This is a genomic window from Salinithrix halophila (assembly GCF_042650125.1).
Lineage (GTDB): Bacteria > Bacillota > Bacilli > Thermoactinomycetales > DSM-45169 > Salinithrix > Salinithrix halophila.
In genome coordinates this window covers 53,896-79,734 of the sequence record NZ_JBHSAP010000018.1, presented here as the reverse complement: position 1 = coordinate 79,734, position 25,839 = coordinate 53,896, and the positions used below count along the sequence as shown (strand labels likewise).

The following is a 25,839-nucleotide window of genomic DNA, read 5'->3' as shown; positions in this document are numbered from 1 at the left end:
GTCCCAAAATAGCGACGAGATTCCCGTCATATTCTTCTGTTTATTCCCTTCCTTCCTCCCTATACTCAAAGGGAGAAAACAAATGGGTGGTGAAGAGGTTGCAAGATCAACGAGCCAAACGGGAAATTCGGGCTCCCCGCGGGACAGACCTTCAGGCGAAGGGCTGGGTTCAAGAGGCGGCACTTCGGATGCTGATGAACAACCTGGACCCCGATGTAGCAGAACAGCCCGAAGATTTGATTGTCTACGGCGGAATCGGGAAGGCGGCCCGGAACTGGGAATCCTATGACGCCATTGTCAAGACATTGACGAACCTGGAAGACGATGAAACGATGTTGATCCAGTCCGGCAAACCTGTCGCTGTCTTCAGGACCCATACGGACGCTCCTCGGGTCCTGATCGCCAACTCCAATCTCGTTCCTGCCTGGGCTAACTGGGATCACTTCCACGAGTTAGATCAAAAAGGGTTGATGATGTTTGGCCAGATGACCGCGGGAAGCTGGATCTACATTGGCAGCCAGGGAATCGTACAGGGAACCTATGAAACTTTCGCCGAGTGTGCCCGGCAGCACTTCGGCGGTACGCTGAAGGACACGATTACCGTCACGGCGGGCCTCGGCGGCATGGGAGGCGCCCAGCCCCTCGCCGTCACGCTGAACGGGGGCGTGGTGATCGCCATCGAAGCGGATAACACCCGGATCCAGCGTCGTCTGGACACCCGGTACCTCGACCGGGCGGTGCATGATCTAGATGAAGCCATCACCCTCGCCAAAGAGGCGAAACAGGAGGGAAAAGCCCTCTCGATCGGCCTCCTCGGCAATGCGGCGGAAGTATTGCCCCGCATGGTAAAGCAGGGATTCATTCCTGATATCGTCACCGACCAGACCTCAGCCCACGACCCTCTGAACGGCTACCTGCCTGAAGGCATGGCTCTGGAAGAGGCGAAGACGCTGCGTAAAAATAATCCCGAAACCCTGATCCAACGGGCCAGAACCAGCATGGCCGTCCACGTTCAAGGGATGCTGGCGATGAAGGAAAAAGGCGCCGTCGTTTTTGACTATGGGAACAATATCCGACAAGTAGCGAAGGATGAAGGGGTGGAGAATGCCTTCGATTTCCCCGGTTTCGTCCCCGCATACATCCGTCCCCAGTTTTGCGAAGGGAAAGGTCCTTTCCGTTGGGCCGCCCTTTCCGGTGACCCGGAAGATATTTATAAAACGGATGAAGTGATTTTGCGGGAGTTTAGCGATAATGAACACCTCTGCCGCTGGATCCGCATGGCCAGGAAAACCATCGCCTTCCAGGGACTTCCCTCCCGCATCTGCTGGTTAGGATACGGGGAACGGGCTCGCTTTGGCCGTATCATTAACGAAATGGTGGCGAGAGGCGAGCTGAAAGCTCCCGTCGTCATCGGCAGGGATCATCTGGATTCCGGCTCCGTCGCCTCCCCCAACCGGGAAACCGAAGGGATGAAAGACGGCAGCGACGCCGTCGCCGACTGGCCAATCCTGAATGCGCTTATCAACGCTGTCGGTGGTGCGAGCTGGGTTTCCGTTCACCACGGCGGTGGCGTGGGTATGGGTTATTCCCTCCACGCCGGGATGGTGATCGTTGCCGATGGAACGGAAGCAGCAGCTAGACGGCTGGAACGTGTGCTGACCACTGACCCCGGTATGGGAGTCGCCCGCCACGCCGATGCCGGCTATGATCTGGCCATCCGGACGGCACATGAAAAAGGCGTCCAAATCCCGATGCTGAAGAAGCCCGATGCCTAAAGGCACGCCCAGTGAATCGCAATATACCCCGACGGGCAGAAGAATCCGCCTTTTCCCCGTCGGACATCTACTGGAGGTCATACCATGCAACAGCAAAAACCCCTTTACATCCGCCGGGCCTCCCAATTGGTCACCTTGGCGGACTCATCCAACGCACCCTTGCGCGGAAAAGCGATGGAGCGCTTGTCCATCATTGAAAACGGCAGCGTATGGGTAGAAGATGGAACGATCCGTGCAGCGGGCCCTGATGAAGAAATTGCCGCCAAGTACCAAACCCGGATGAATGAAGCCGAGGTGATTGACGCTTCGGGTCGGCTTGTTACCCCAGGTCTGGTCGATCCCCATACCCACCTGGTTTATGCGGGCAGTCGAGAAAACGAGTTTGAAAAGCGGCTGCGGGGGGCTACGTATATGGAAATCATGGCAGCGGGCGGCGGCATCCACGCCACCACCGCCGCCACCCGAGAGGCTTCCATCGAACAACTCATCAGCGAAAGCACCCGCCGCCTGGATCTCTTCCTCCAACAGGGTGTGACGACCGTGGAGGCCAAAAGCGGCTACGGCCTCAGTCTGGAGCACGAGCTGAAGCAACTGGAGGCGGCAAAGGAACTGGATCGCTCCCATGTGGTCGACGTGGTGTCCACGTTCATGGGGGCTCATGCGGTACCAGCCGCCTACCGGGAACGCCCCGAAGTGTTCGTTGATCAGGTGGTCACAGAAATGATCCCCGAAGTAGCCCGGCGGAAGCTGGCGGAGTTCAACGATGTCTTCTGCGAACGGGGAGTCTTCACCCCGGAACAATCCCGCCGTATTTTAGAGGCTGGGAAAAAATACGGCCTCGCTCCCAAGATCCACGCCGACGAGATTGAACCCTACGGAGGGGCGGAACTGGCGGCTGAAGTGGGAGCTGTCTCGGCAGATCACCTCCTTCGCGCCTCCAAGACCGGTATCCAAGCGATGGCGGAAGCGGGAGTGGTTGCCGTCCTTCTGCCGGGAACCGCTTTCTTCTTGATGGCCGAGGCGGCGGACGGACGGAACATGATTGATGCTGGTGTCCCAGTAGCCCTGTCCACGGACTGCAATCCCGGCTCCTCTCCAACTGTCTCCCTCTCCCTGATCATGAATCTGGGTTGTCTCAAAATGGGGATGACCCCAGCTGAGGTATTGACGGCAACCACCATCAATGCGGCGCACGCGATCCGCCGGGGACACGAAATCGGAAGTATCGAGGAAGGAAAGAAAGCCGATCTCGTCCTTTACGATGTCCCCGACTACCGAAGTCTCCAATATGCTTATGGGGTGAACCACGCCCGCACGGTCATCAAGAGCGGGTGTGTAGCTGTACGAGACGGCTTCCCCGTCCACAGCCGAAAGGCCGTCAGTTAGGCACTGCGAACCGTGCTCCCCTGTTTGCATTCACAAATACCGAAAGGAGATCCCGGATATGAGCAACCAGGCGAAAAAAAATACCGGATACCCCTATCCGATGTTAAATCCACCTCCCTTCCGTTGGCAGGCGGAGCCGGACCTTCCCGAACCCAAAGTCCACGAGTGGATCCGTACCCTGGAACCAAGCGCGGCCCACGACACAGATTGGTCGCGCATCGACGCAGCGATCCTGGGCGTCCCCCTTTCACGCTCCTCTATCAGCGCATCGGCGGCTAGCGAAACCCCTGAAGAGTTCCGCCGGGCGTGGCGGTCTTTCACTCCTTACAACCTGGAAGAGGACATCGACCTCACCCCTTTATCCGTCGTTGATCTGGGGGATGTACGTCAGCATGTCACCGATATCTCCCGATGCCATCAGTCGATCCGGGAAGCTGCTGCAACCATGCAACGCCACCATCCTTCCACTCTTCCCATCCTGATCGGCGGGGACCACTCTATCACGGCGATGTCCATCATGGGCATCAAAGATACCCGCCCGGAGAAGTCCATCGGCCTTTTACAACTGGATACCCACTTTGATTTACGCAGTTTGGAGGAGTTTGGCCCGGCCAACGGCACCCCCGTCCGCAACCTGATTGAAAGCGGAAGTTTGCGGGGAAGCGACGTCTGGAACATCGGTCTTCACGGTTTTTTCAACGCCCGCTCTCTGCGTGACTATGCCGACCGGGCCGGTGTCAACTGGATCACCATGAAAGAAGCCCGGCGAATCGGGTTGGAGACCGCTGTCCACTCCGCTCTCACGCAGTTGGAAAAAAAGGTAGATACCATCTATTTGACGGTGGACATGGACGTGCTGGACCTCGCCTGTGCACCAGGAACCCCAGCAGGGGCCCCTGGCGGAATGCGGACGGAAGAGTTGTTTGAGGCGGTTCGAATCGCCGGTACCCATCCTAGGGTACGGGGAATGGATATCGTCTGTCTCGATCCGCGCCGGGATATCAACCAAATCACGATCAAAACGGGTGTCCACGTCCTGCTTTCCTTCCTGACCGGCTTCATGCAACGCGATAAAGCCTAACCCCTTCTCCCGTCACCCTGGATAATCAGAAGTCATCCTAGCATATCCACCAGTGGACCCTCCTCTTCGTTGAATGGGGTGATCCTTGCCATTTTAAAAACGCCCTCCCCTATCACCATCGGGGAGGACATTTTCATGTTTAGCCTATAACAGGATAGGGGGTTACTCCAGCTCATAATCTTCCAACTTCACAAACCGATACCCTCGCTCCCTGAGTCGGGGAACAGCATCCTGTACTCCACCGGCTGTCCCGCTGCCGGGTTGGTTCATGTGAAGGAGGACGATGGAACCGGGTTGGAGATCCAAGAGGGCCTGTTTTACTTGTGCTCGTGACCAGGTCGCCCCGGCATCCCCTAACACATCGTAATTGACGATCTCCACTCCCAGCTTTTTAGCGGCCTTGACAGCCACCTCATCGTAGTAGGCCGTTCCTGACCGAAAAAAATGTGGCAGTTTACCCGTTTTCTCCGCAATCTTTTGCTGATTCGCTATCACTTCCTCCACCGCCTTCTCCAGATTGGCCGTACCTGCAATACCGTAGACGGAACGGCCCGTGACGGAAAGGGGACGGTGGCGCGTGCCGTGGTTTTCGATTTCAAACAGCGGTTCCTTCGCTAGTTCTCGGAACAACTCGGGGTTTTCATCGATCCAACGGCTATTGACAAATAAAGTAGCCGGGATGTTTTCTCTTTTTAAAAATCGGATCAATGCCCAGTCATACCCGCTCCCCTTCGGGCCGCCGCAGGCATCGAAGGTGAGGGCGGCCACTTTTTCCGTTGTTTTTAAACGATGCTTGACCCCAGGGACGTCTTCCCCCCATTGAGAGGGTCGTTGATTCCGGTTGGCCTGAATCACCTTACGGATCTCCCGCCGGGAGGGCCCAGCCGGTCTCTCCTTTTCATGCAGGGGCTCTTCCGCCCGGGGGCCAGTCGCATGGTCCTGCTCAGCCGGTGTTCCCGGCTCCGCCTTCGTCAGTGGATAGCAACCGGCAAGAATTCCGACAGATAGAAGAATCGTCAAACTACATTTGATTCCCACGTTAATTTCTCTCCACTCCCACATAGCAACTCCTCCGCCAAAAAAGGCAGCCCGTAGGCTGCCAGCGTGCTTCAAGAAAAGATCAGGATCAGCGGGCCGACGATGAAACAATAGACGGCGAAGATAATCAGATTGCCATGCCGCATGACATTCATAAACCACTTCAAGGCAAAGTACGAAGAGACAAAAGCGGAAAGGAAGGCTACTAGATAGGGCAGGAACAGGTCAGGGCTGCTCATCACCTGCAAGATGCCCTCTCCTTCCAAGATCATTCCTCCCAGGCTGACCGGGATATATAGGAGGAAGGAGAAACGGAGAGCGGTCTCCTGTCTCATTCCCAGCAACATTCCGGCAACAATCGTTGCCCCGGAACGGCTGATCCCTGGGATCAGGGCGACCGCCTGTCCTAGCCCGATTAGGAGGGCATCCTTTACGCTCAGATCCCCGTCTTTTTTACGTCCGCGCAGGTTCCGGATGATATAGAGGGCGATCCCTGTCACCAATAAAGTGATACCGATCACTTTCACACTGGTCAGATTTTCTTCAATCGCGTCATTGCAGAGGACCCCTAATACGCCCGCCGGAATCGTCCCCAGAATAAGGTAGCAGACAAAACGAAAATCTGTCTTGTTGTCAGGATCTCGGTCCTTCACATAGGAAAGGGTATTCAACACGAGACGAACCAGGTCTTTCCGGTAGATAACTAAAACGGATAAAAGCGAAGCGAAGTTGACCAACACGGCAAAACCCAATCCCTTTTGCCCGTCGACGCCTAGTCCGAAATAATGGTAGGCGAGTAACAGATGGCCGCTGGAGGAAACCGGGATCGGCTCGGTCACTCCCTGAATCAGCCCCAGCACCAAAAACTTCAATATTTCCCACCACTGTTCCAAGAAACCGTCACCTTCCTATTTAGCTGTGATAACTTCTCTATGATGTTACCAGCCCCACCATATTCGATTTGGGACCGAAGTGCAATAGGTCTTTCTGTATAAATAGTTCCTTTGGAACGAAACGGATAGCTAGCCTTCCACTAAAACTAGTTAAGAGCTTTTTCCATCTCTTGTACCGCATGGCTGAGGGCCGCTGCCCGTTCCTCTAAATTGCCAGCGTCACCTTCGGAGGAAAGGGCACAGAGGACACTCTTGTAATACCGGCGCCCAGCCTTTTCCAATCGTTCCTTCTCTTCTGCTACAGCCTGCCGCCAAGCCTCCTGATAATGGTGGAAAAGCTGTTCTCCCGCCGGGCCGATGCATTTCTCCACCTCAGCCTCCAGCACCTCTTTGATCTCTTGGCGAACCCGGGATTTATCATCCTTGGCAAAGAAAGATTTGCTCCCTTTGAAAGAAGTGATTGTCTTTTTGAACGAGTCGGCGGAAAGATCCGGAAAAGGCGTCTTGATCGTCGGTGTGCCGGTGACCAATGAAGGAGGCTCCGGGACGGGGAAAGCCCCGTTCAACCCCAGACATTCCTGGGTCAGCTCCCCCATGTTCTCCTTTAATTTTCCGTCCAGCCACCCTTCCAGGCGAAGGGAAGTCGCACGAAATTCCTGCATGAGGTCATGCCGGATAAAATCGACCATCTCCAGGACACACGAACGGAAAATCTCCCGGATATCCCCCCGATCCTCCCGTAATACACCGGGACTGAAGATCTCCGCAAAGACCTCGGGATACCGATAAAAGAGGCGTTGCTTCACATAGTAGAGAAGCTCTTCCACCTCCCGGCGCAGCGCGTGCTCTTCCGTCTTTCCCTCATGATGGGTAATGATGCGGAGGAAGGCATCCTGTTCCATCTCCGTCTCCGCCCGCTTCTGCTCTTTCTCCGCGTTCCCTTGCCGCGCCGCCTCCAAGAGGCGGCAGACCGTTTGATGTGCCTGCCCGGTCACGTTTTTTAAGCTGTGAAGGGAAACCGTCTGCAAGTCTTTTTGCAGAAAAGCCGCAAAGTCCCTCTCAAAGGCGGCAATCCCGGAAGGTTGCACCGGATTTCCCCCTGTCTTCTCCTCTAAGGCCCGAAGGCTGGAAACGGCAAACATGCGCGGATGGCGGATTCCGTAACGGAGGAGTTGCTCCCCGATATAGGCCTGAACCTCCTCCCGCTCCTCATCAGAGGCGGCCAAGTCGGAAGCGTTCATGATGAAAAACATCTTGTCCATCGCAAAGGTATCTTTCACACGACCAAGCTGGATCAGGAATTCCCTATCGGCCCGGGAAAAGGCATGATTATAGTACGTGACAAAGAGGATGGCATCGGCATCCTTAATGTAACGGAAAGCCACATCGGTATGCCGGGCGTGGATCGAATCGGCTCCAGGGGTGTCCACCAGCGTCACCCCCAGCCGGGTGAGGGGACAATCAACATAGAGGTCCACCCTTTCAACAAAACAGGATTTCTCCTCTCGCGCCACATACGCTTCAAATTCCCCGAAGGATCGGACCACCGAGGTACCCAGACGGTCGACAAAGGAAGACGCACCCTCTTTAACCGCCCGCAAGAAGGGGAGAGCTGTTTTTTGCCGAGGACCGGTTATCGGCAGGTTCAAAAGCTCGTCAATCCCTTTCAAGGCTTCCTCTAGAGATGTGGCCTCCCGACGAAACAGCCGGTACACCTCACACAGGTCTCCTAACAAGGTTTCCTTGGACTTAAAGCGGATCACCGCTTCCCCATGGCCATACGATTCCGTGGGAGGCCCAATCCGGTTGATGGTTGCCGTAGTCGGATTGGGCGAGACCGGTAGCACTCCGTTACCCATCAGCGCATTGGCGAGGGAGGATTTTCCGGCACTGAACGCTCCGAAGAGAGCGACCGTAAATTGCCGTTCCTTCGAACGGTGCCTTTTGTCAGCCAATTCTTCACGGAGAGCGGTTAAACCCTCCATATCAGCCAACAGCTCTTCCACAACCTCGGCCTGGCGCAACACTTGGGCTTGCGGGTCCTCCGTTATGTGTTCCGTCTCATCTCCCGCCGGATCGATCGCTGAAGATGCGGAAAGAACCGTTTGATTCTCCGGCTCAGGATGAGACAGGCCCGCCAGAAGGGAAGGGCCGCAACTAGCAAAGGCCTCCTCCGCTTCTTCTTCCGGAAGGAAAGAGAGCTCCGTTTCCGGAACGATTGTACCCTGGAGCAGGTCCATAAAGCGGGCTTCATATGCAAACTGTTCCGCCTCCAGCTTCTCCAGGAAGCGCTTTCCTTCCAATTCCCGCTTCAGCCCCGCCAATTCTTCGGCTGTCTCTGCGGCACGGGCCTTCAACTTCTCCTCGATCTCTCCGCCGAAATCCTCATACCATGCTTTTGCCTGGCGGCGGCAAGCCTGTTTGATACTTTCACTTAAGTCATCCGTATATTTCAGCACATACTCCCTAGTCAACTTCGCCCCGCTCTTTACCGTCATCTCCAGCAATTGCGGGTCGAGAGGGTGAACCGTTCCATAGATCGCCTCTCCTCGTTTCGGGGTATAAATACCATGTTCCTTCAGAAAACGGATGACGTATTCTCGGACATGGACATCCAACTGGGTGTCGACGGTCTCTTTCAACCGCTCGGCAAAGGTCTGGCGACGCCGTTCCCGCTCTTTTTCCGTCTTCCCTTTGGAAAAGAGGAATCCCACTCGGAAGTCGGTCAGCTGTGTCTCCAGGTAATCCCGGGCGGATTCTCGGACTTCGTAGGGCATGAGGTAAACATTGGCGAAGAGCTCCTCCAGTCCGCGCAGATAGACCTGTTCCTTCTCCTCGGCTTCCTGGAGGTGTTCCTCCCGTTTCTGAGCGTACAAATCAATCGCCGTTTCCAACTCTTCGACGGAACGAGTCGACTCCGTATCCCTCAACAACTGGCGGGCCTTTTCCCTGTCTGAGGCTTCCCGCATGGCGAGATGCTCCCGGATCAAATACTCCGCTTCCCGAAGGACACTTCCCTCGATCAACGCTTCCCGATCCTGGAACATCCCCTCCATCCTCTCGTTCAGGCGGTTCCATTCGTTATAGGGATGGCTCGGATCTTTCAAGGATGTATAGAAAATCCCGTCTACTTCGATTCCCCAGTTGCGGAAGGAAGTTTCCACACTCTCCCGGTAATGCTGGAAACGGAGTTCCTCCTCCCGATGTTTGTCAATTTGATTCACGACCAAATAAACCCGCTTCCCCCGCTGCTTCAGTTCTTTGACGAATTGCAGGTTCACTTCGGATTGGACATGGTTGTAATCCATCGCGTAAAAGAGGATATCCGCCATATGAAGAGCCGATTCCGTCGCTACCCGATGGGCATCATCCGTAGAATCGATTCCCGGCGTATCCAGCAGGCACGTTCCTTCCGGCAGCCGCCCGCCTTCCCGCCAAACGTCGACGGCAATAACCTCGTCCCCGTTTTTCGCGAGAGCTTTCAATTCCTTTTCCGTATAAGCCCCACGGTACATCCGGCGCTCTCCGCTCCGGAGGGTGAGGACGACCCGGTCCTCCCCGCTGCGCACAGCCACCACATTGGCACTTGTCGGAATCGGACTCGTCGGCAATAGTTCCTCTTTATACCACGCGTTTAACATCGATGATTTTCCTGCCGAAAAATGACCGCAGAAAGCGAGGGTGAACTCCCTACGCTGGGCTTTTCGAATTAGGTCCAGAAGCTTCTCCGCCCGGGCTTCGTCCCCCTGCTTCTCTATTTCCCGTCGGATCTGAACCAAACGATGAACGGTATCGGACTGGATGGTTTCAAGCACTGTGACCTTCCCCTTCGACTCATGATGAGATCCTTCTTCACCCTCTGGGCCTGTCCGGCCACACACATAAATCTATGTTAATACAGGGAGCCGAAGGAGTAAAATGCTTTTAGCCGGATAGGAAGTACAAAAAAGCCGGGCCATAGCCCGGCTGTAAGATACACCCCGCCTTCAAAGCAGGGTGTCGACCAAGACCCCCCTTGAGATCGGGAGACATCCTTCCCATTACATTATTCGAAAGGAGTTTCTCATTTGTGTCCCTTTTTAAACATTTTTATCAAATTTTCGGCGAGAGCGGCGGCAAAGCTCAAGCCACCGCTTCACCATGAGAGGGTTCGAGGCAAAATGGAGATGGGTGTAACCGGCAAGAAGATTTTCCTTCGCGAAACCCTCGGAATGAAGGCCCCGCCTCCCCTGGCTCTCATAGGCGAAAGGAGGGTGCGGCTGATGATGGGTAAGGCTGGAATAATGAAATTCATGCCCCCGGGCCGTCTCCCCTTTCTCTAACAGGATGGTGTCAGAGAGGGCCCGTACTTCCCGATAACCGAGTGCTGCCAGTCGGCCTTTCATTTGGACCGTGGCGGGGATCACCCCAACCATGGGGTACTCCTTCCCTTTGGCGGTGACGAGTTTCTCACATAAATACATGTATCCCCCACACTCGGCAAAGGTGGGTAATCCCTTCTTTATCGCATTCCGAACCGATTCTTTGACTCGCTCTTCCCGAGCTAGACGGTCCGTAAATTCTTCCGGAAACCCGCCTCCGATCATCAATCCGTCGGCATCTTCCGGCACCTCTTCCCCCTCCAGGGGACGGAAAAAACGGAGCTCGGCTCCATATAACTGGAGAAGATCGAAGTTCTCGGGATAGTAAAAATTAAACGCAGCGTCCCGTGCGACAGCGATCACTGGCGGGGCTTCCTCAGTAGAAACCTGCCGAGGCTCAAACAGGGATTGGCTCCCTTCTTCCAGGAGCGGCGCCTCTTCGGCCAATCCTAGCAGTGCCTCCAGATCGACGGTTTTTTCTACCGAATCGGCCAGCGTTTCAAAGAGGGGGTCCAATTCCCCCCTCTCCATCGCCGGTACCAACCCGAGGTGCCGCTCGGGGATCGCCAACCCTTCATCCCGCTTCAGCCAACCTACGACCGGTATTCCGCATTCTTGTTCAATAGCCGCTTTAGCAAGGCGGTAATGTCCCTCGCTGCCCGCTCGATTGACGATGACGCCAGCGACTCTCACCCGGGGGGTAAATCGTTGATACCCCAAAACGACAGCGGCTGCGCTCCGGGCCATGCTATGGATGTTCACGACCAGGATCACGGGACTCTCCAACCGGATGGCGATATCGGCAGTACTTCCCTCGTCACTCAAAGGATCCTTGCCGTCATACATCCCCATCACGCCCTCGATCAGGGACAGGTCCGCTCCGGCACTACCCCGGAGAAAAATTTCCTTCATATGTTCCGGCGGCATCATCCAGGTATCCAGGTTGCGGGAAGGGCGTCCGGTTACCACCGTATGATAGCTGGGATCGATGTAATCCGGTCCGATCTTAAACCCCTGCACCGCTTTAAGGCGGCGGGCAAAGGCCGCCATCAACCCCAGGGTAACCGTCGTCTTTCCCACTCCGCTCCCGGTACCGGCGATCACCAGACGAGGTCGTTTCTTCTTGCTCATCACAGAACCTCCGCCCGAGCAGCGACATCCGCCAAGGCGATGGAGACGGTAACGTTCCCCGATTTTTTCTTCTCAAGAAGCCACTCACGGGCACCGGAGGAGAGAAGAGCCGCCGGTTCGCTCACCCCGTAAGCACCAGTGTATTTATAGACCGTTTCTGAAGGGTTCTTCAACGTCACGGTGTTCAGTTCCTCGGGGGTATACACGTCCATCCGCCATCCATACTTTTCCGCCAAAGCCACCAAGCCCGGTTCATCCTTTTTCAGATCAATGGTGGCGATATTGCGTACGCTTTTGAGAGAAAACTTTTGCTCCAACAGGGTCCTTTGCACCACTTCCTCCAACTCTTCCAGGGAGGTTCCCCGGTTACAACCCATCCCTAGCACAATCACCTTGGGCCGGTAAAGAACACCATTGGAGAGAAAGATCGCTTCTTCCTCCTGCGAGAGAAGGCGGTGGGTGACAACCAATGCAGCCCGGAAATCCGCTTTCCTCGCTTCATCGGTCGAGCGGTAGGTTCGGATATGGGAAGGAATCGGCTTGTCATAGGTCCACCACCCGGTCTCTCCCGACTCCTGGATGACGGCCACCGGTTCTTCATTTACAACGGCAGCACTAACCGGAATCGCCCGTTCGAAACTCTCAATCTCCCAGCCGAAGGAGCGGCCAAAGAGATCGACAGGGATGGTCTGCTGTACATCCGATGCCGTCGTAATGACGGGCCGGGCCCCCAAAGACGCCGCCACCTGTCGGGTCAGTTCGTTGGCACCGCCCAGATGGCCCGAGAGGACACTGATGACGTGCTCGCCCCGATCATCCACCACCACGACGGCGGGATCCGTCTTTTTGTCTTTCAGGATGGGAGCGATCATACGCACAACGGCTCCCAGTGAAATGATCAGGATGATTCCGTCATATCGTTGGAAAAGGTTCGGCAAAATATGGCGGACCGATCCAGAAAAAAGGTGAACTCCCTTGGCCTCTTCGTCACCCCTGCGGAATTTCTCCATGATATAAAGATCACATCCCGGAAACTTCTCCGCCAACTCCCTCCCCATCTCCACCCCGTGCTTAGTGATCGCCGCCACGGCAATGGTTCTGCTCACTGGGCCGGCACCCCCTTTCTGTACCCGTGGGTAAAGGTTTTATCGTATAATTTAGAGCGATAGTCCTCCGCTCTATCAGCCAGTTTCTCATCCAGCGCCCATCCAGCCAAGATCATTGCATGGCTTCGAATGCCAGCTTTTCGCATATCCTCATCCAGGCTGCAAAGGGTGGAACGAAGGATTTTTTGATCCGGCCAAGTGGCTCGCTGCACCACCGCCACAGGAGTCTCCTCAGACCAGCCGGCATCCAGGAGCTCCCGCACCACCTTTTTGGTAAGGGTTGCGCTTAGGAACAGAGCGATGGTGGTATGGTGGGCAGCCAGGCTCCGAAGCTTCTCCTTCTCCGGAACAGGGGTCCTTCCTTCGGCTCGGGTAAGGATCAGGGTTTGCGTCAGCTCGGGGATCGTGAGTTCGGCTCCCAGCACGGCAGCCGAAGCGAAGACCGAACTCACCCCCGGCACGATTTCATAGGGAATCGACTCTTTTTTCAATAGAGACAGCTGTTCAAAAATGGCTCCATAAACAGCCGGGTCACCGGTATGAATGCGGGCCACACTCTTTCCTTGCCGCACATGGACAACCATTTCTTCCACGATCTCTTCCAGAGCCATTCCGGCGCTTTTCATGACACATGTATCAGGGCGGGCCCGGGCGATCAACTCCTCACTGACCAACGAGTCCGTGTAGAGCACCACATCCGCCGAGCGTAGAATTCGCTCTCCCTTGACCGTAATCAGGTCCGGATCCCCCGGCCCGGCTCCCACAATATAGACTTTTGCTTCCAGTTCGCTCATTTTTTCACCACCATTAGCGTCAGATAGCCGGGATTTACGCCCCGCAGTTCTTCCACTTTCCGCCAGACCATTTCCTGGCCGGAGGTCACTTTGGCGGCCACCATCGCCCGATCCGCTAGTCCCAGTTCCTCCAGAAGGTCGATGGTCGGGTCGAGAACTTTGGCCACCTTGAGAAATACCACCGTGTCATGATCCTGAAGCACTTTTCTCATCCGTTCTTGGTCCTTTGTCGCCGGGACGATCGCGATCTGCTCATCCCCATCGGCTAGAGGCAAATCCAGGCGGGAAGCGGCCCCGTTGACAGAGGAAATCCCCGGTACTGAGGAGACTTCCGCCTCGGGGTGCAACTCTTTTAACCGGCGGCTCAAGTGGATAAACGTGCTGTACAACATCGGATCCCCTTCGGTCACGAAAGCAACATGCTTTCCTTGGGAAAGCCGCTCCCAGACAGCAGCCACCGCCCGATCCCATTCTTTCTCCAAGAGCTCCCGATCCCGGGTCATGGGAAAGACCAACCCCAGCATTTCCTTTTCCGCCGGGTTGATATAGGTCTCCGCGATGGTCAGGGCATAGCTCTTTTCTCCCATCCGCTTTTTCGGGTAAGCGATCACCGGGGATTCTTTCATCAACCGAAAGGCTTTAACGGTTACCAGTTCCGGATCACCAGGGCCGATACCCAATCCGTACAGATGCCCAATGGAAGCTGGATTCGATTCCGCTTGCAAACTCATGGGCTCTCCTCCTTCCGGGTTCCACAGATGATATACACAGGATTGAGTCCTTCCAGCCTTGTCATAGAGAGTATCGGCTTGCTCCGTGCCGCCTGGAGCATCGTGACCCGGGACTCAAACCCTTCTTCTTTCAGAGATTCCAAGGTGCGAGACAAGGTTTCCAGGGTAGCTGCATTGACCACGATCCGTCCCCCCGCCTTTAGGCGATGACAACACAGAGAGAGCAATTCGCCCAGTTCACCGCCGCTGCCGCCGATAAAAACGGCGTCAGGATCGGGCCAATCCGCCAATCCCTCCGGTGCCTTGGCATGAAGGATCGTGAAGTCTGTGCGGAACTTAACCCGATTGGCCTCCATATTGGCGATGTCGGCCTCATTCTTTTCCACTGCAAACACCTGACCCCGAGGAGCCAGTTTGGCCGCCTCCACAGAGACGGAACCGGACCCCGCCCCGATGTCCCAAACGACACTGTCCGGGGACAGGTTCAATTCGGACAAACTCAGGACGCGCACCTCTTTTTTGGTGATGAGCCCCTTTTCCGGTTTCCGCTGAGAAAAATGGTAATCATCGATACCCAGGCTCCAATGGGGAGAGGCCGCCCCTTTTTCCCGCTTCAGAACCACCACGTTCAGGGGAGAACACTCCGTGTCCGCTAGCTCTTCTAACCCGTACCAACGGCAACGTTCCTCCGGGCCGCCGAGGTTTTCGGCAGCAAAGGCTCGGTACTCCCTCATCCCGAACTTCAGAAGATAGGCGGCGATGGCGGCGGGAGTGTTGGTTTCGTCAGTCAGAAGAGCCACTTTCTCCTTTCCGTCCAGCCGTTGCGCCAGCCCTCGGATCGACCTCCCATGGACGCTTTCTACCTGGGCGTTTTGCCAACTCTCCCCCATACGGGCAAAGGCCAACTGAACGGAACTCAAGTGAGGATGTACCTCCACATGTTCCCGCCCAAGAGCCCGTACGACCAGAGAGGCAATCCCGTAAAACAAGGGATCTCCTGAAGCCAGCACCACGACTTGCTGAGAGGGGGCAACCTGTGCGATCCGATCCAGGACAGGACGGATTCCGCCTGTGATGGGAATCCGCTCTCCTAGATGTTCCGGGAAGAAGGCTAATTGGCGCTTTCCTCCCGCAACCACTTCCGCTTCCTCAACCCATTGCCGGTAGAGAGGAAATAGTCCATTTTTTCCGTCATCCCCAATCCCGATCACTTTCACTTTGTGCATCAATCCATTCCCGCCCTTCCCAGCAGTTCTCCCTTCATTTTTACCAGCACCGTCTCCACGCGGATGCCGCCTCCCACGTGACGATGGGCCTGGTGGCAGACGTAACGGCTCAGGGTGGTAAAGTACTCCTGAAAACCCGCTTCCTCCATCAGCTGGCCAGCATGGGTAGCCGTGTTGGCTCCCCGTACCTCATCAAGCAAGTCGGGGGGCGCTCCCACTTCTTCCGCTACCTTCGCCAGAAAACCAAAATCCACGGGAGCGCTTTTGGAATGAACCATCATCACCCCTTGAGCCACTTTGGAGAACTTCCCCATCATACCGACCAGGGTGACCTTCTCCGCCCCCAGCCGTTTGGCGTGTTTTAGCGCAAACCCGACGAAATCCCCCATCTGAATGAAGGCCTCCTCTGGGAGCTCGGGAAACATCTTCATCGCATGTTTCTCGCTGCTGCCGCCTGTGGTCAGGACCAGATGGGAGCATCCGTTCGCTCGGGCAACAGAAATCGCCTGAACGACACTGGCCCGGTAAGCGGAGGTAGAAAAGGGAACCACAATCCCCCGGGTCCCCAGGATGGAGATCCCCCCTACAATGCCCAGCCGCTCATTTAAGGTTTTTTTGGCAATCTCCTCCCCCTCCGGCACGGAAATCACCACGCGGACTCCCCGCTCCTCCTCTAGTTCTCCTAGAGTCTCTGTTACCACCTGGTTCAGCATTTTCCGCGGGATCGGATTGATTGCCGCCTCACCGACGGGAACGGACAAACCGGGTTTGGTCACCCGCCCCACCCCGGTCCCCCCATCCAGGTGAACCCCCTCCTCAGATGCCCAGGCTACCGTGGAGACGATTTCCGCCCCATGGGTAGCGTCGGGATCGTCTCCCGCATCTTTGATGACACTGCAGACCGCAGACTCGTCGGAGAGGGCGGCTTTTTCAATGGGAAACGAGACCCTTTCGCCAATCGGAAGAAGAATCTCCACTTCCGGGGGGGAACTTCCCGTGATTAAGGAAAGGAGCGCCGCTTTTGTGGCGGCGGTGGCACAGGCCCCTGTCGTGTAACCACGGCGCATATTGGCGGGATCTTTTGCTTCCGCCTGCTTCTTCATCGAACTCCCCCCAGGTGCTAACTGTTCTGTGTTGAACAAAAGGCTCTATTTCCGCCCTATACGTTTTCTATGATCAAGGCAGCGAACAAATGGGCTGCCTCAGAGCCAGATTCGGATAATTACCGAACCCTTATTCCTTGACTGCCAGCAGGGAAAGCGCATTGACCGCAGCCACTGCGGTGGGACTTCCACCTTTGCGCCCCTGGTTGGTAATGAAGGGGACGTCCAGTTTGGCTAGTTCTTCCTTCGACTCCGCCGCAGAGACGAAGCCGACGGGAACGCCAACGATCAGGCCCGGTTTCGCCTCTCCTTCTCGCACCAGGCGGATCAGCTCCAGAAGGGCCGTAGGGGCGTTGCCGATGGCGAAGATGCCTCCCTCGGCTTCCTTGACAGCTTTCCGCATAGAGATAATGGCTCGGGTCGTTTCCAGCCGTTTCGCCTCTTCCATCACATCGGGATCGGAGATGTAGACGCGAACATCGCCTCCAAACTGGTGAATACGGGGTTTGCTGATCCCCACCTGGACCATCTGCACATCAGCGACGACCGGACGCCCCCTTCGGATGGCCTCTATCCCCGCTTCGACAGCGCGGGGATGGAAAATCAGGCTACGGCCCAGATCAAAGTCCGCAGAGGCATGGATCACCCGCTGCACCACGGGGTACTGTTCTTTTGTGAAGGGATGCTCCCCCAGTTCCTCCGTAATAATCCGAAAGCTTAAACTCTCGATTTCCTGGGGGCGGGTGGTAGCTGGCTTAAACCCCTGTTGCGACATGATCTATTCCCCTTTCTTTGTCCATTTCCTGCAGGACATCCTCCATCGTGGTAAACACTCGGCCGTAATCAAGGCGCGGGCGAGCGATCAGGATCACGTTTAGTCCCATCTCCAGTGCCGAGGTCACTTTTTCATCGACGGCACCCACCTTGCCGCTTTCTTTGGTGACCACAGTGGTTACGCCGTAATGGCGGTACAGCGCTCGGTTCATCTCTTCGCTGAAAGGGCCCTGCATCGCCACGATATCTTTTTGCGGGATCCCCAACGCCTCGCATTTTTCCATGTTTTCTTTGCGGGGAAGCATCCGGGCTACCAGACGAAGATCCGGTAGTCCAACCATTTTTTCAGCGAAAATGGCCAGGGTTTTGCTCCCCGTGGTCAGCATCACCACGCCGGAATGCCGAGCCGCCTCTGTCGCCGCTTCTTCGTAAGAATCCGTCACTTTCAATCGGGGGTGGCTTCCATACCGGCCTGCGGGCCGTTCATACCGGATATAGGGGACGTCGGCTTCCCTCGAGGCGTCCATCGCATTTCGCGAAGCTTCTTCGGCGAAGGGGTGACTGGCATCCACCACACCGATACATTCCCGTTCGCGGATCAGTGCCGCCATCTGTGCGGTGTCGAGCCGGCCCGTCCGTACCGGAATCTCCGCCTCCCGCAGGCTGACGGCGGCACTTTCCGTCACCACCGTCGCCAGCAGGCGATGCCCCGCCTCTTTCATTTGCACAGCCAGTTCTCTCGCATCACTGGTGCCCGCTAAAAAAAGAATCACGTGTTTTCCCTCCCCTGCTGATGGGCTTACCCAGCCGGATGAACCGGACGATGTCTATGGGCATGGTCGTGAGGGTGATGGTGATGATGGTGATGATGATGTCCAGCTGCCTCCGCGCTTTCCGCCAGAGCCTGCCAATCACTCCCGCCTTCCCGCTCCACTTCCCTCACCCGGTCCAACAGGATCGGGATCAACCCTTCATCCAACCCGAGATAAGAGCCCATCTGTACGGTGAGGTCCGGATGGGCGGAAGCAAATCGCACCAGCTTCTCCTCCATCCGTTTAATCAGTACCCCGGTAAACAGAAAATAGGGCAGCACGATGCATTGCTGGGCTCCCAGCCGCAAGCATCGCTCTAGCCCCTCTTCAAAACGCGGGTCGGTCACTCCGATAAATGAAGTCTCCACCCATTTCACCCGCGTCTGTTCCCAAAATAACCGGCTAATTTTGTACAAATCGCTGTTGGCGTCTGGATCACTCGAACCCCTTCCTACCAACAAGACCGCAATGGGGTGTCTTTCTCCCTCTTCATTCACTTTCAAGGGATGGATCAAATCCATCCGCCTTTTCAATAGGGGAAGAACATTCTCGTCAACACCGAAAGGCCGTCCGTACCGAAACTCAACTTCGGGGTAACGCTCCCGGCCTTCCTGGATGGCCAAGGGAATGTGCACCTTGGCGTGACCAGCGGAAAACAGCATGATCGGGATGACACAGATGCTTGTCGCCCCCCGTGCCACACAGCGGTCGATCCCCTGAGGGATGTCCGGTTGCGTTAACTCCAAGAAACAGGTCTCCATGATGGGTGCCTCCAGGTGCTCGGTAACCTGCTCGGTAAAGTGGAGCAGTTCGGTATTCCCTTCCGGATCCCTGCTCCCGTGACCGACGAACAGGATTGCCTCCATATTCCTTTCCCCTCCTCTAGTGAGTCGGCGCCAATACCGCGCCCTCGATCTCGATCCCTGCGGGCCGCCTTCATTCACCGCAAGCCAATTCGGGAATTTTCGGTTTCGGCGCTTCGGAAGAACGGTAACCAGCCACTTCTTTCACCCGTTTGAAGTACTTATTGAACCGTTCATTGGGCTGGGCCTTCTCCGCGTATTCCCGGACCACCTTCTCCACGGCGTCAATCAGCTCTTCCGGAGCAAGCCCTTCCGCCACCCTTTCAGCGGGATGAGCGTTGCGACCGATGTTTTTGCCTCCCAGGAACAGATCGAAGGTCCCTCGCCGGAATACGACACCGATTTCCTCCGTCACCGCCCCGTAGCAGGCCATGGCACATCCGTTGAAGCCGATCTTCAGCTCCTTCGGTACAGAGAGCCCACCGATCCGCCGGTGCAACTCCTCGGCATAGGGGATCGATTCCCCTTTGTCACCGTGACAAAAGTCGCAGGCCTTGACCTGGACGGTATCCCCTACCGGATCCACCTGCAATCCTTCCGACTTAAGGCGGTCGACGATCCCCTCAGGTTGATCCGTCGGCACCCGGATCAGAATGCGGTGATGAGGGGTATACTCAATCTCCCCCTTCTCCCCGGCGATCTCTGCCAACAAGCTCATTTGAGCGGACGTCCACTTCTTTTCGGCTACTCCCGTGGAGACGGCCACTTCAAAGATCGAGAGGACCGGCGCTGTACCTTCCGTTTCCGAAACCACCGACGTCTCGACGACTCCCTTTGCCTGAAGGATCCTTAACGCTTCGGAAGCAAGGACTGACGGAGAGCTATGGCCGGGAGCTGGGGGAACTTCACCGGAAGTCGTATTGTCGGAAGCGGCTGTGACCGTCTCTTCCTTTTCCCCTTGCCTTCCTGCCTTGTACTGCTCTCCTCCTGTCAGAGACCAGGGCTCCGCCTCCGGTTTCAACCGCTGGTGAGGTTTTAACTCCTGGACGGTCTTGTCCAACGTATACTTTCGTTGATAACCTCGCGGCGTGATCATCAGGCCGTGATGGACGAAGGTGGTGGAATTGCCGATAATTACGGTCGTCAGCATCCCGATGTCGTGTTCTAGCATCTTGTCCAGCGTGGTCAATACGGTATGCTCCCGTTCTCGATAAGCACTTTTCACCAACCCGACGGGAGTGTCGGGAGATCGGTGCTCCAGCAGGATACGGCGGGTTTCCACAATCTGCCGGGTTCGACGGCCGCTCCTCGGATTGTATAGGGCGATTACAAAGTCAGCCCCAGCTGCCGCCTCGATCCGACGGGATATCAACTCCCACGGCGTGAGGTGGTCGCTTAGGCTGATCGTGCAGGCATCATGCATCACAGGAGAGCCGAGCAAGGAAGCACAAGAGTTGATCGCGGAAATCCCGGGGATGACCTCCACTTCCACACCATCCTCCGGCTTCCATCCCTTCTGGATCAGCACCTCATAGACCAACCCGGCCATGCCGTAGACACCGGCATCGCCGCTGGAAATGACGGCAACCGCCTTCCCTTCTTCCGCCTGTCTCACTGCTTCTTGAGCCCGGCTCACCTCCTCAGTCATCCCCGTGCGGACAATCTCCTGATCGATCAACAGTCCGCGGATAATATCCACATACGTGTTGTAGCCGACGATGACATCGCTTTCCTGGATGGCCTTTTTAGCCCGTTGGCTCATGTGATCGAAATGACCGGGACCGAATCCGATAACCAGCAGTTTTCCGTTCTTTCGGTCTGCCATCTTACACACCTCCAACCCCGATTTTTTGAAAAACCTGTTTTCTGCGCCTTTACGTCATGGGGCGTTCCTTACGAGGGCGATCGCGAAAAACTTCCCTTCCTCGAGCGTATTGGATATCCTCCCGGCTTTCCCGGGCGTTGGCGGCCCGGGCCAAAACGAAGAAGAAGTCGGAGAGACGATTTAGATAGCGCCGAGCCTCTTCGTTGATTTCCTCTCGAGAAGCAAGAGTAACTACCCGCCGTTCCGCCCGCCTGGCCACAGTGCGACAGAGATGGAGAGCCGCGGCAATGGAAGTTCCGCCCGGCAGGATGAATTTCTTGACAACGGGTGTCTGTTCCAGGTATGCGTCTACCAACTCTTCCAACCTGTCCACATGGTCTGCCGTGATTTTATAGGGCCGCTTTCCTTTCACCACGGCCAGATCCCCGCCTGTATCAAACAACTCCTGTTGAATGTCGGTCAAAACCCGGATCATGTCGTCAAATTCCTCCGGATCTTTCTCCCACATCCGGGCGATTGCATCACCGACAAACGAGTTGGCCTCGTCCACAGTTCCATAAGCCTCTACCCGAATATGATCCTTGGAGACCCGACCTCCGATGACCGATGTTTCCCCTTCGTCCCCTCTGCGTGTATAAATCCGCATGGTCACGCCCCTTTCTTTTAAAAGAACCCATCGTGAAACAGCGTGCCTTGGATATAGTAAAAACCGAACAATATGGAAACCACACCAGCTGTCATCCCCATCCCTCGCTCGATACTGACCGAATGCTTACTCGCATAAGTGAAAGGAAAACCGATTAAAACGGCGAACAAGCTCATCCCCGCTACCGTGCCGACCCCAAACACTAACAGGTACAGAAAAGCATCGGACAAGCTCCGCAAGGAAGCCATCACCATGACCACCATCGCCCCGGTCCCGGCCATTCCGTGAACCATTCCCACCAGGAACGAGCGCAACCGATACCCGACCCGCTGTTCTCCGGGATTTTCATCCCCTGTCTCCGCCGAAGGCCGTCGCATCTCTCCCCTTCGGAAGGCATGAAACGAAGTCCAGCCCAGGGTGACGAGCATACAACCGACAGCGATCTCCATAACCAGTTGAATCGAATCCGGCAGTGCTGTCTTCATGGCCAGGAGCGGCAGCCCGATCAAGAGCAGGGTACAGGTATGCCCCAACCCCCAGTAGATACCAGAAGCCGTCGCCTTCAACACGTTACCGGTGCGGCTGGCGATAGTAGATACCGCGATAAAATGGTCCGGGTCCAATGCATGGCGTAAACCCAGCAGCAAACCAACTCCTAAGGTCGTCCATATTCCCCAATCCATCCGTTTTCCTCCTCTGTCCCATGTAAAGTTGTGATCAATCCGCCAGGCCGGCAAGTGCTTCCTTCGGTTCCGGCAGCCATCGGCTAATTCCCTCGACTAACCCTTCTACGGTATGAGGATTGGCCTCCACATCGACACGCATCCCCGATTCCCCCGCCGCCTGGGCCGTCTCCGGCCCGATACAAGCGATTTGAATGGAGTGCAGCAACTCCTCCCCATCCGGACGCTCTAATCGAAGGACTTCTGAAAAGTGGCGGACCGTCGAGGAGCTTGCAAAAGCGATCCAGTCCGCTTTTCTATCCAGTAGCAGACGGATGGCTTCTTTCGACTGACCAAATACGGTCTGGGCCCCGAAGGCTTTGGTTTCCGTCACACGGCATCCCACCTGGCGAAGAGATTCCGCCAGTTCATCCCGTCGAGAGCGGCCTCGCAATAGAAGGACCTCTTCTCCAGGGGCGATTCGCTCTTCCATGGCTTCCAACAAGGTTTCCACCCGGTCGTCGGCGGCAAAAGATTCCACACATACCCCTTTCTCCTGCAAGGCTTTAGCGGTCTTATCTCCGATTGCCGCCACCTTGACCCCGGCCCATGCTCGAATATCCTTTTCCAACTCCCCCAGAGCGCGGAAAAAGGCGTCCACCGCCGAGACGTGACTGAACAGAAGCCAGTCCCACGAATGTTCCCGGCTCATCTCCTGCAAAAAACCCTCCGTCGGCCTTATACAGGCGACGGGAAATTCCACCGCTTCTCCTCCAAGGAATTCGATGGTTTTGGAAAGCACGCTCGGACCTTGCCGTGTCCGAGGCACCAATATCCGCGTTCCGAACAAGGGCTTTGGTTCATACCAGGAGAGTCGTTCCCGCTCCCGAACCACCTCCCCCACGATAATGACGGCAGGGGACTTAAAGCTGTGTATAATCACCCGTTCCGCGATGTCAGACAAAGTGCCTGTCAACGTCTCCTGGTCTATCCGAGAGCCCCAACGAACCAGGGCTACCGGCGTTTCCGGGCTACGTCCGTACTGGATCAATTGTTCGCAGATATAGTCTAGGTTGGAGACGCCCATCAGGATGACTAGCGTTTCCGGCCCTTTAGCCAGATGCTTCCATTTCACCGAGGGTTCTTTTTTATCTGGACGTTCATGCCCGGTCACCACGGCAAAGGAAGAATTGTAATCGCGATGAGTGACCGGGATTCCCGCATAGGCCGGAACCGCCGTCACAGAGCTGATACCGGGTATTACGTCAAAGGGGACCCCGGCTTGTACCAGAGTGGCCGCTTCCTCCCCACCCCGACCAAAGACGAAGGGGTCTCCTCCCTTCAGCCGTACCACGGTTTTCCCTTCCCCCGCTTTTTGGACAAGGGTCCGGTTGATTTCCTGCTGGGTCCACCGATTGGATGAAGGACGTTTGCCCACGTCGATCTTCTCACAATGATCTGGAACGCTCTCCAGTAAACGCGGACTAACAAGGCGGTCGTACAAGACCACATCCGCCATCTCCAGCGCTTCCTTCCCTTTAACAGTGATCAAACCCGGAGCTCCCGGTCCTGCTCCCACGATAAAAACGAAACCCTTCTCCAACGTCGCAACGCCTCCTTCCGCCATGAAGCCTCTATGCCGCGGGCCCTGGCGAAAACAATAAAAAACACACCCCTGTTAGGATGTGCTTTGTGTGCATGAAAGCATAAACCGGTGATCACCTCGGTGAAATTCACCGTGTGTCCGGTTCTCCGTCACTCACCTCCCCATCCTCGCAGGTACAAATGGTGGTCAGGACAGGCAGGTCTCCTGGCTCATGGTCATCGCTCCCTGCGCCTTCCCGTTCCCCTATGGAACAGTGACATCTTGCAGTTCGCTACCCATTTACAGTGGCGGGACCGCGTCGGACTTTCACCGACTTCCCTTTTAACCGAACACTCCTAAAGGAATGTTCGGCACCTGTCCTTTTCGTATGAAGTTGTCCGTCCACCTCAATATACCTGTTTACGGAATCTTTGTCTACAAAATTTTGTATAGCTTGATTTTTCCCTCCTCTACTACGAAACCGCGAGCATAAAAAAATCCGCCGAAACGGCGGATGACAAAGTTCTTCTATACCGCAAAGGTGGGCCGGTTTCCGGCGAAGCGCCTGTAGGCACCGACCACCCAGCGGAGTGCCCGGAGACTACTAAGTGGGTAAGGAATGATTTTTTTTACGGCAGGTCTGTCTCCCCCATCAGATAGCGGTCGCATTCACGGGCCGCCTCACGTCCTTCGTGGATGGCCCAGACAATGAGGCTCTGTCCCCTGCGTACATCACCAGCAGCGAACACCCCGTCAAAATTGGTCATATACTCCCCGTATTCGGCCTTCACCCGGCGGTTTTGGTGATCTAAGCCGGAGTTCTGCAACAGGGCGTCTTCCGTCCCTTCGAAGCCGATGGCGACCAGCACGAGCTGGGTAGGCCACACTTTCTCCGTGCCGGGAAGCTCGCGGAAGGAATAGCTCCCGTCTTCACGGATGATCTTCTCGGCCTCGACGGTGTGCAATTCTTTGACCTTTCCGTTTTCATCCCCCACCAGCTTCTTGGTGATGATGGAATATTGCCGAGGGTCTTTACCGAAACGGGCTTTCGCCTCTTCGTAAGCGTAGTCCAAGGTAAAGACAAAAGGTTGTTCCGGCCAGGGATTGTTTTCCTCCCTTGTATCAGGCAGCTTTGGATGCCTACCGAACTGAACGACACTTTTGCACCGTTGGCGCAAGGCGGTGGCGACACAGTCCGCCCCGGTGTCCCCGCCCCCGATGACGATAACATCCTTTCCTTCTGCGGAAATGGAAGTTTCGAAAGCGGGGTCGAGCAGGTCTTTCGTCGATTCGGTCAGGTATTTCATCGCCAGATGAATCTCCTCTAGATTCCGCCCTTCCAGGGCGAGATCCCGGTGTTTTTGCGCTCCTGCACACAGGATAACGGCATCGAATTCATCCCGCAATTGGTCGAGGGTGACGTCTTTCCCGATTTCCGTCCCGGTGATAAAGTGGACGCCTTCTTCCTTCAACAGATCAACCCGGCGTTCCACGAGTCGTTTTTCCAGTTTCATGTTGGGAATCCCGTACATGAGCAGTCCACCGATCCGATCATCCCGCTCATAAATGGTCACCGAATGACCCGCTTTGTTCAGTTGGTCAGCAGCAGCCAGACCGGCAGGCCCTGACCCCACCACTGCCACGGTTTTCCCCGTTCGAGTTTTCGGCGGGCTCGGTACAATCCAGCCTTCTGCAAACCCGCGGTCGATAATTTCCCGTTCGATGTTCTTGATGGCCACCGCTGGATCGTGAATAGCCACCGTACAGGCCCCTTCACAGGGAGCGGGACAGACCCGCCCAGTAAATTCAGGAAAATTATTGGTTTTGAGGAGGCGATCCAACGCCTCTTTCCAGCGGCCCCGGTAGACTAGATCGTTCCACTCGGGGATCAGGTTGTAGAGCGGGCATCCGGAATCGGTGCCGTTGATTGGAATCCCCGTATGGCAGAAGGGTGTGCCGCAATCCATGCAGCGGGCCCCCTGCTTTTTCAATTCATCTTCGGGAAGCGGTAGTTGATATTCGTTCCAATCCCGCAGACGGGTGAGCGGATCCCGCTCACTCGCTGTCTTGCGTTCGTATTCCATAAAGCCCGTGGCTTTACCCATGC

General features: G+C 56.0%; 20 protein-coding genes and 1 riboswitch. Of the genes, 3 read left to right on the top strand and 17 right to left on the bottom strand.

Going from position 1 to position 25,839, the window contains the following annotated elements; all coding sequences use genetic code 11:
* Positions 1 to 98 precede the first annotated feature (98 nt).
* The 3 genes from hutU (at position 99) to ACFOUO_RS13395 (ending at position 4,242) form a co-directional block, all read left to right on the top strand.
* Complete coding sequence (hutU, locus tag ACFOUO_RS13405; RefSeq protein WP_380705651.1) at positions 99 to 1,775, top strand: urocanate hydratase; 1,677 nt, start codon at positions 99 to 101, stop codon at positions 1,773 to 1,775.
* 84 nt (positions 1,776 to 1,859) lie between these two features.
* The gene (gene hutI, locus ACFOUO_RS13400; RefSeq protein WP_380705650.1) at positions 1,860 to 3,161 is read left to right on the top strand and encodes an imidazolonepropionase; all 1,302 of its coding nucleotides are present in this window, start codon (positions 1,860 to 1,862) and stop codon (positions 3,159 to 3,161) included.
* Between the two features lie 58 nt (positions 3,162 to 3,219).
* Entirely contained in the window at positions 3,220 to 4,242 is a 1,023-nt protein-coding gene (locus ACFOUO_RS13395; protein ID WP_380705649.1) for an agmatinase family protein, read from the top strand.
* 162 nt (positions 4,243 to 4,404) lie between these two features.
* Here ACFOUO_RS13395 and ACFOUO_RS13390 read toward each other — a convergent pair whose 3' ends face one another.
* The 17 genes from ACFOUO_RS13390 to ACFOUO_RS13310 all read right to left on the bottom strand — a co-directional run bounded on the left by ACFOUO_RS13390 (position 4,405) and on the right by ACFOUO_RS13310 (position 25,837).
* Entirely contained in the window at positions 4,405 to 5,304 is a 900-nt protein-coding gene (locus tag ACFOUO_RS13390; RefSeq protein ID WP_380705648.1) for a polysaccharide deacetylase family protein, read from the bottom strand.
* A gap of 47 nt (positions 5,305 to 5,351) precedes the next feature.
* On the bottom strand, positions 5,352 to 6,173 hold the full coding sequence (locus tag ACFOUO_RS13385; RefSeq protein ID WP_380705647.1) for an undecaprenyl-diphosphate phosphatase: 822 nt from the start codon (positions 6,171 to 6,173) through the stop codon (positions 5,352 to 5,354).
* Positions 6,174 to 6,319: 146 nt separating this feature from the next.
* Positions 6,320 to 9,988, bottom strand: coding sequence for a dynamin family protein (locus tag ACFOUO_RS13380; protein WP_380705646.1), 3,669 nt, complete (start codon positions 9,986 to 9,988; stop codon positions 6,320 to 6,322).
* A 264-nt stretch (positions 9,989 to 10,252) separates the two neighbouring features.
* Complete coding sequence (locus ACFOUO_RS13375; RefSeq protein WP_380705645.1) at positions 10,253 to 11,665, bottom strand: cobyrinate a,c-diamide synthase; 1,413 nt, start codon at positions 11,663 to 11,665, stop codon at positions 10,253 to 10,255.
* The gene (locus ACFOUO_RS13370) at positions 11,665 to 12,771 is read right to left on the bottom strand and encodes a cobalt-precorrin 5A hydrolase (protein ID WP_380705644.1); all 1,107 of its coding nucleotides are present in this window, start codon (positions 12,769 to 12,771) and stop codon (positions 11,665 to 11,667) included. Before ACFOUO_RS13370 ends, ACFOUO_RS13375 begins: the two co-directional genes overlap by 1 nt.
* Positions 12,768 to 13,565, bottom strand: a complete 798-nt coding sequence (gene cobM / locus ACFOUO_RS13365; RefSeq protein ID WP_380705643.1) for a precorrin-4 C(11)-methyltransferase — start codon at positions 13,563 to 13,565, stop codon at positions 12,768 to 12,770. Before cobM ends, ACFOUO_RS13370 begins: the two co-directional genes overlap by 4 nt.
* Positions 13,562 to 14,296, bottom strand: a complete 735-nt coding sequence (gene cobI, locus ACFOUO_RS13360; RefSeq protein WP_380705642.1) for a precorrin-2 C(20)-methyltransferase — start codon at positions 14,294 to 14,296, stop codon at positions 13,562 to 13,564. The genes cobM and cobI overlap by 4 nt, the downstream gene beginning before the upstream one ends.
* The gene (gene cbiE / locus ACFOUO_RS13355; RefSeq protein WP_380705641.1) at positions 14,293 to 15,525 is read right to left on the bottom strand and encodes a precorrin-6y C5,15-methyltransferase (decarboxylating) subunit CbiE; all 1,233 of its coding nucleotides are present in this window, start codon (positions 15,523 to 15,525) and stop codon (positions 14,293 to 14,295) included. Before cbiE ends, cobI begins: the two co-directional genes overlap by 4 nt.
* On the bottom strand, positions 15,522 to 16,625 hold the full coding sequence (locus tag ACFOUO_RS13350; protein ID WP_380705640.1) for a cobalt-precorrin-5B (C(1))-methyltransferase: 1,104 nt from the start codon (positions 16,623 to 16,625) through the stop codon (positions 15,522 to 15,524). Before ACFOUO_RS13350 ends, cbiE begins: the two co-directional genes overlap by 4 nt.
* Before the next feature lie 130 nt (positions 16,626 to 16,755).
* Complete coding sequence (locus ACFOUO_RS13345) at positions 16,756 to 17,400, bottom strand: precorrin-8X methylmutase (protein WP_380705639.1); 645 nt, start codon at positions 17,398 to 17,400, stop codon at positions 16,756 to 16,758.
* Positions 17,381 to 18,172 (bottom strand): precorrin-6A reductase, encoded by a 792-nt coding sequence (gene cobK / locus ACFOUO_RS13340; protein WP_380705638.1) that lies wholly within the window; start codon positions 18,170 to 18,172, stop codon positions 17,381 to 17,383. The genes ACFOUO_RS13345 and cobK overlap by 20 nt, the downstream gene beginning before the upstream one ends.
* Positions 18,173 to 18,198: 26 nt before the next feature.
* On the bottom strand, positions 18,199 to 19,077 hold the full coding sequence (locus tag ACFOUO_RS13335) for a sirohydrochlorin chelatase (protein WP_380705637.1): 879 nt from the start codon (positions 19,075 to 19,077) through the stop codon (positions 18,199 to 18,201).
* A gap of 70 nt (positions 19,078 to 19,147) precedes the next feature.
* Positions 19,148 to 20,839, bottom strand: a complete 1,692-nt coding sequence (gene cobJ / locus ACFOUO_RS13330) for a precorrin-3B C(17)-methyltransferase (protein WP_380705636.1) — start codon at positions 20,837 to 20,839, stop codon at positions 19,148 to 19,150.
* 49 nt (positions 20,840 to 20,888) lie between these two features.
* Positions 20,889 to 21,485, bottom strand: coding sequence for a cob(I)yrinic acid a,c-diamide adenosyltransferase (locus ACFOUO_RS13325; RefSeq protein ID WP_380705635.1), 597 nt, complete (start codon positions 21,483 to 21,485; stop codon positions 20,889 to 20,891).
* Positions 21,486 to 21,502: 17 nt separating this feature from the next.
* A complete protein-coding gene (locus ACFOUO_RS13320; protein WP_380705634.1) occupies positions 21,503 to 22,168 on the bottom strand; it encodes an urease accessory protein UreH in 666 nt (221 codons plus the stop codon).
* A 34-nt stretch (positions 22,169 to 22,202) separates the two neighbouring features.
* Positions 22,203 to 23,750, bottom strand: a complete 1,548-nt coding sequence (gene cobA, locus ACFOUO_RS13315) for a uroporphyrinogen-III C-methyltransferase (protein WP_380705633.1) — start codon at positions 23,748 to 23,750, stop codon at positions 22,203 to 22,205.
* A gap of 180 nt (positions 23,751 to 23,930) precedes the next feature.
* A riboswitch (cobalamin riboswitch) is annotated at positions 23,931 to 24,126 on the bottom strand.
* A 235-nt stretch (positions 24,127 to 24,361) separates the two neighbouring features.
* Positions 24,362 to 25,837, bottom strand: a complete 1,476-nt coding sequence (locus tag ACFOUO_RS13310; protein ID WP_380705632.1) for a glutamate synthase subunit beta — start codon at positions 25,835 to 25,837, stop codon at positions 24,362 to 24,364.
* Between the last annotated feature and the right edge of the window lie 2 nt (positions 25,838 to 25,839).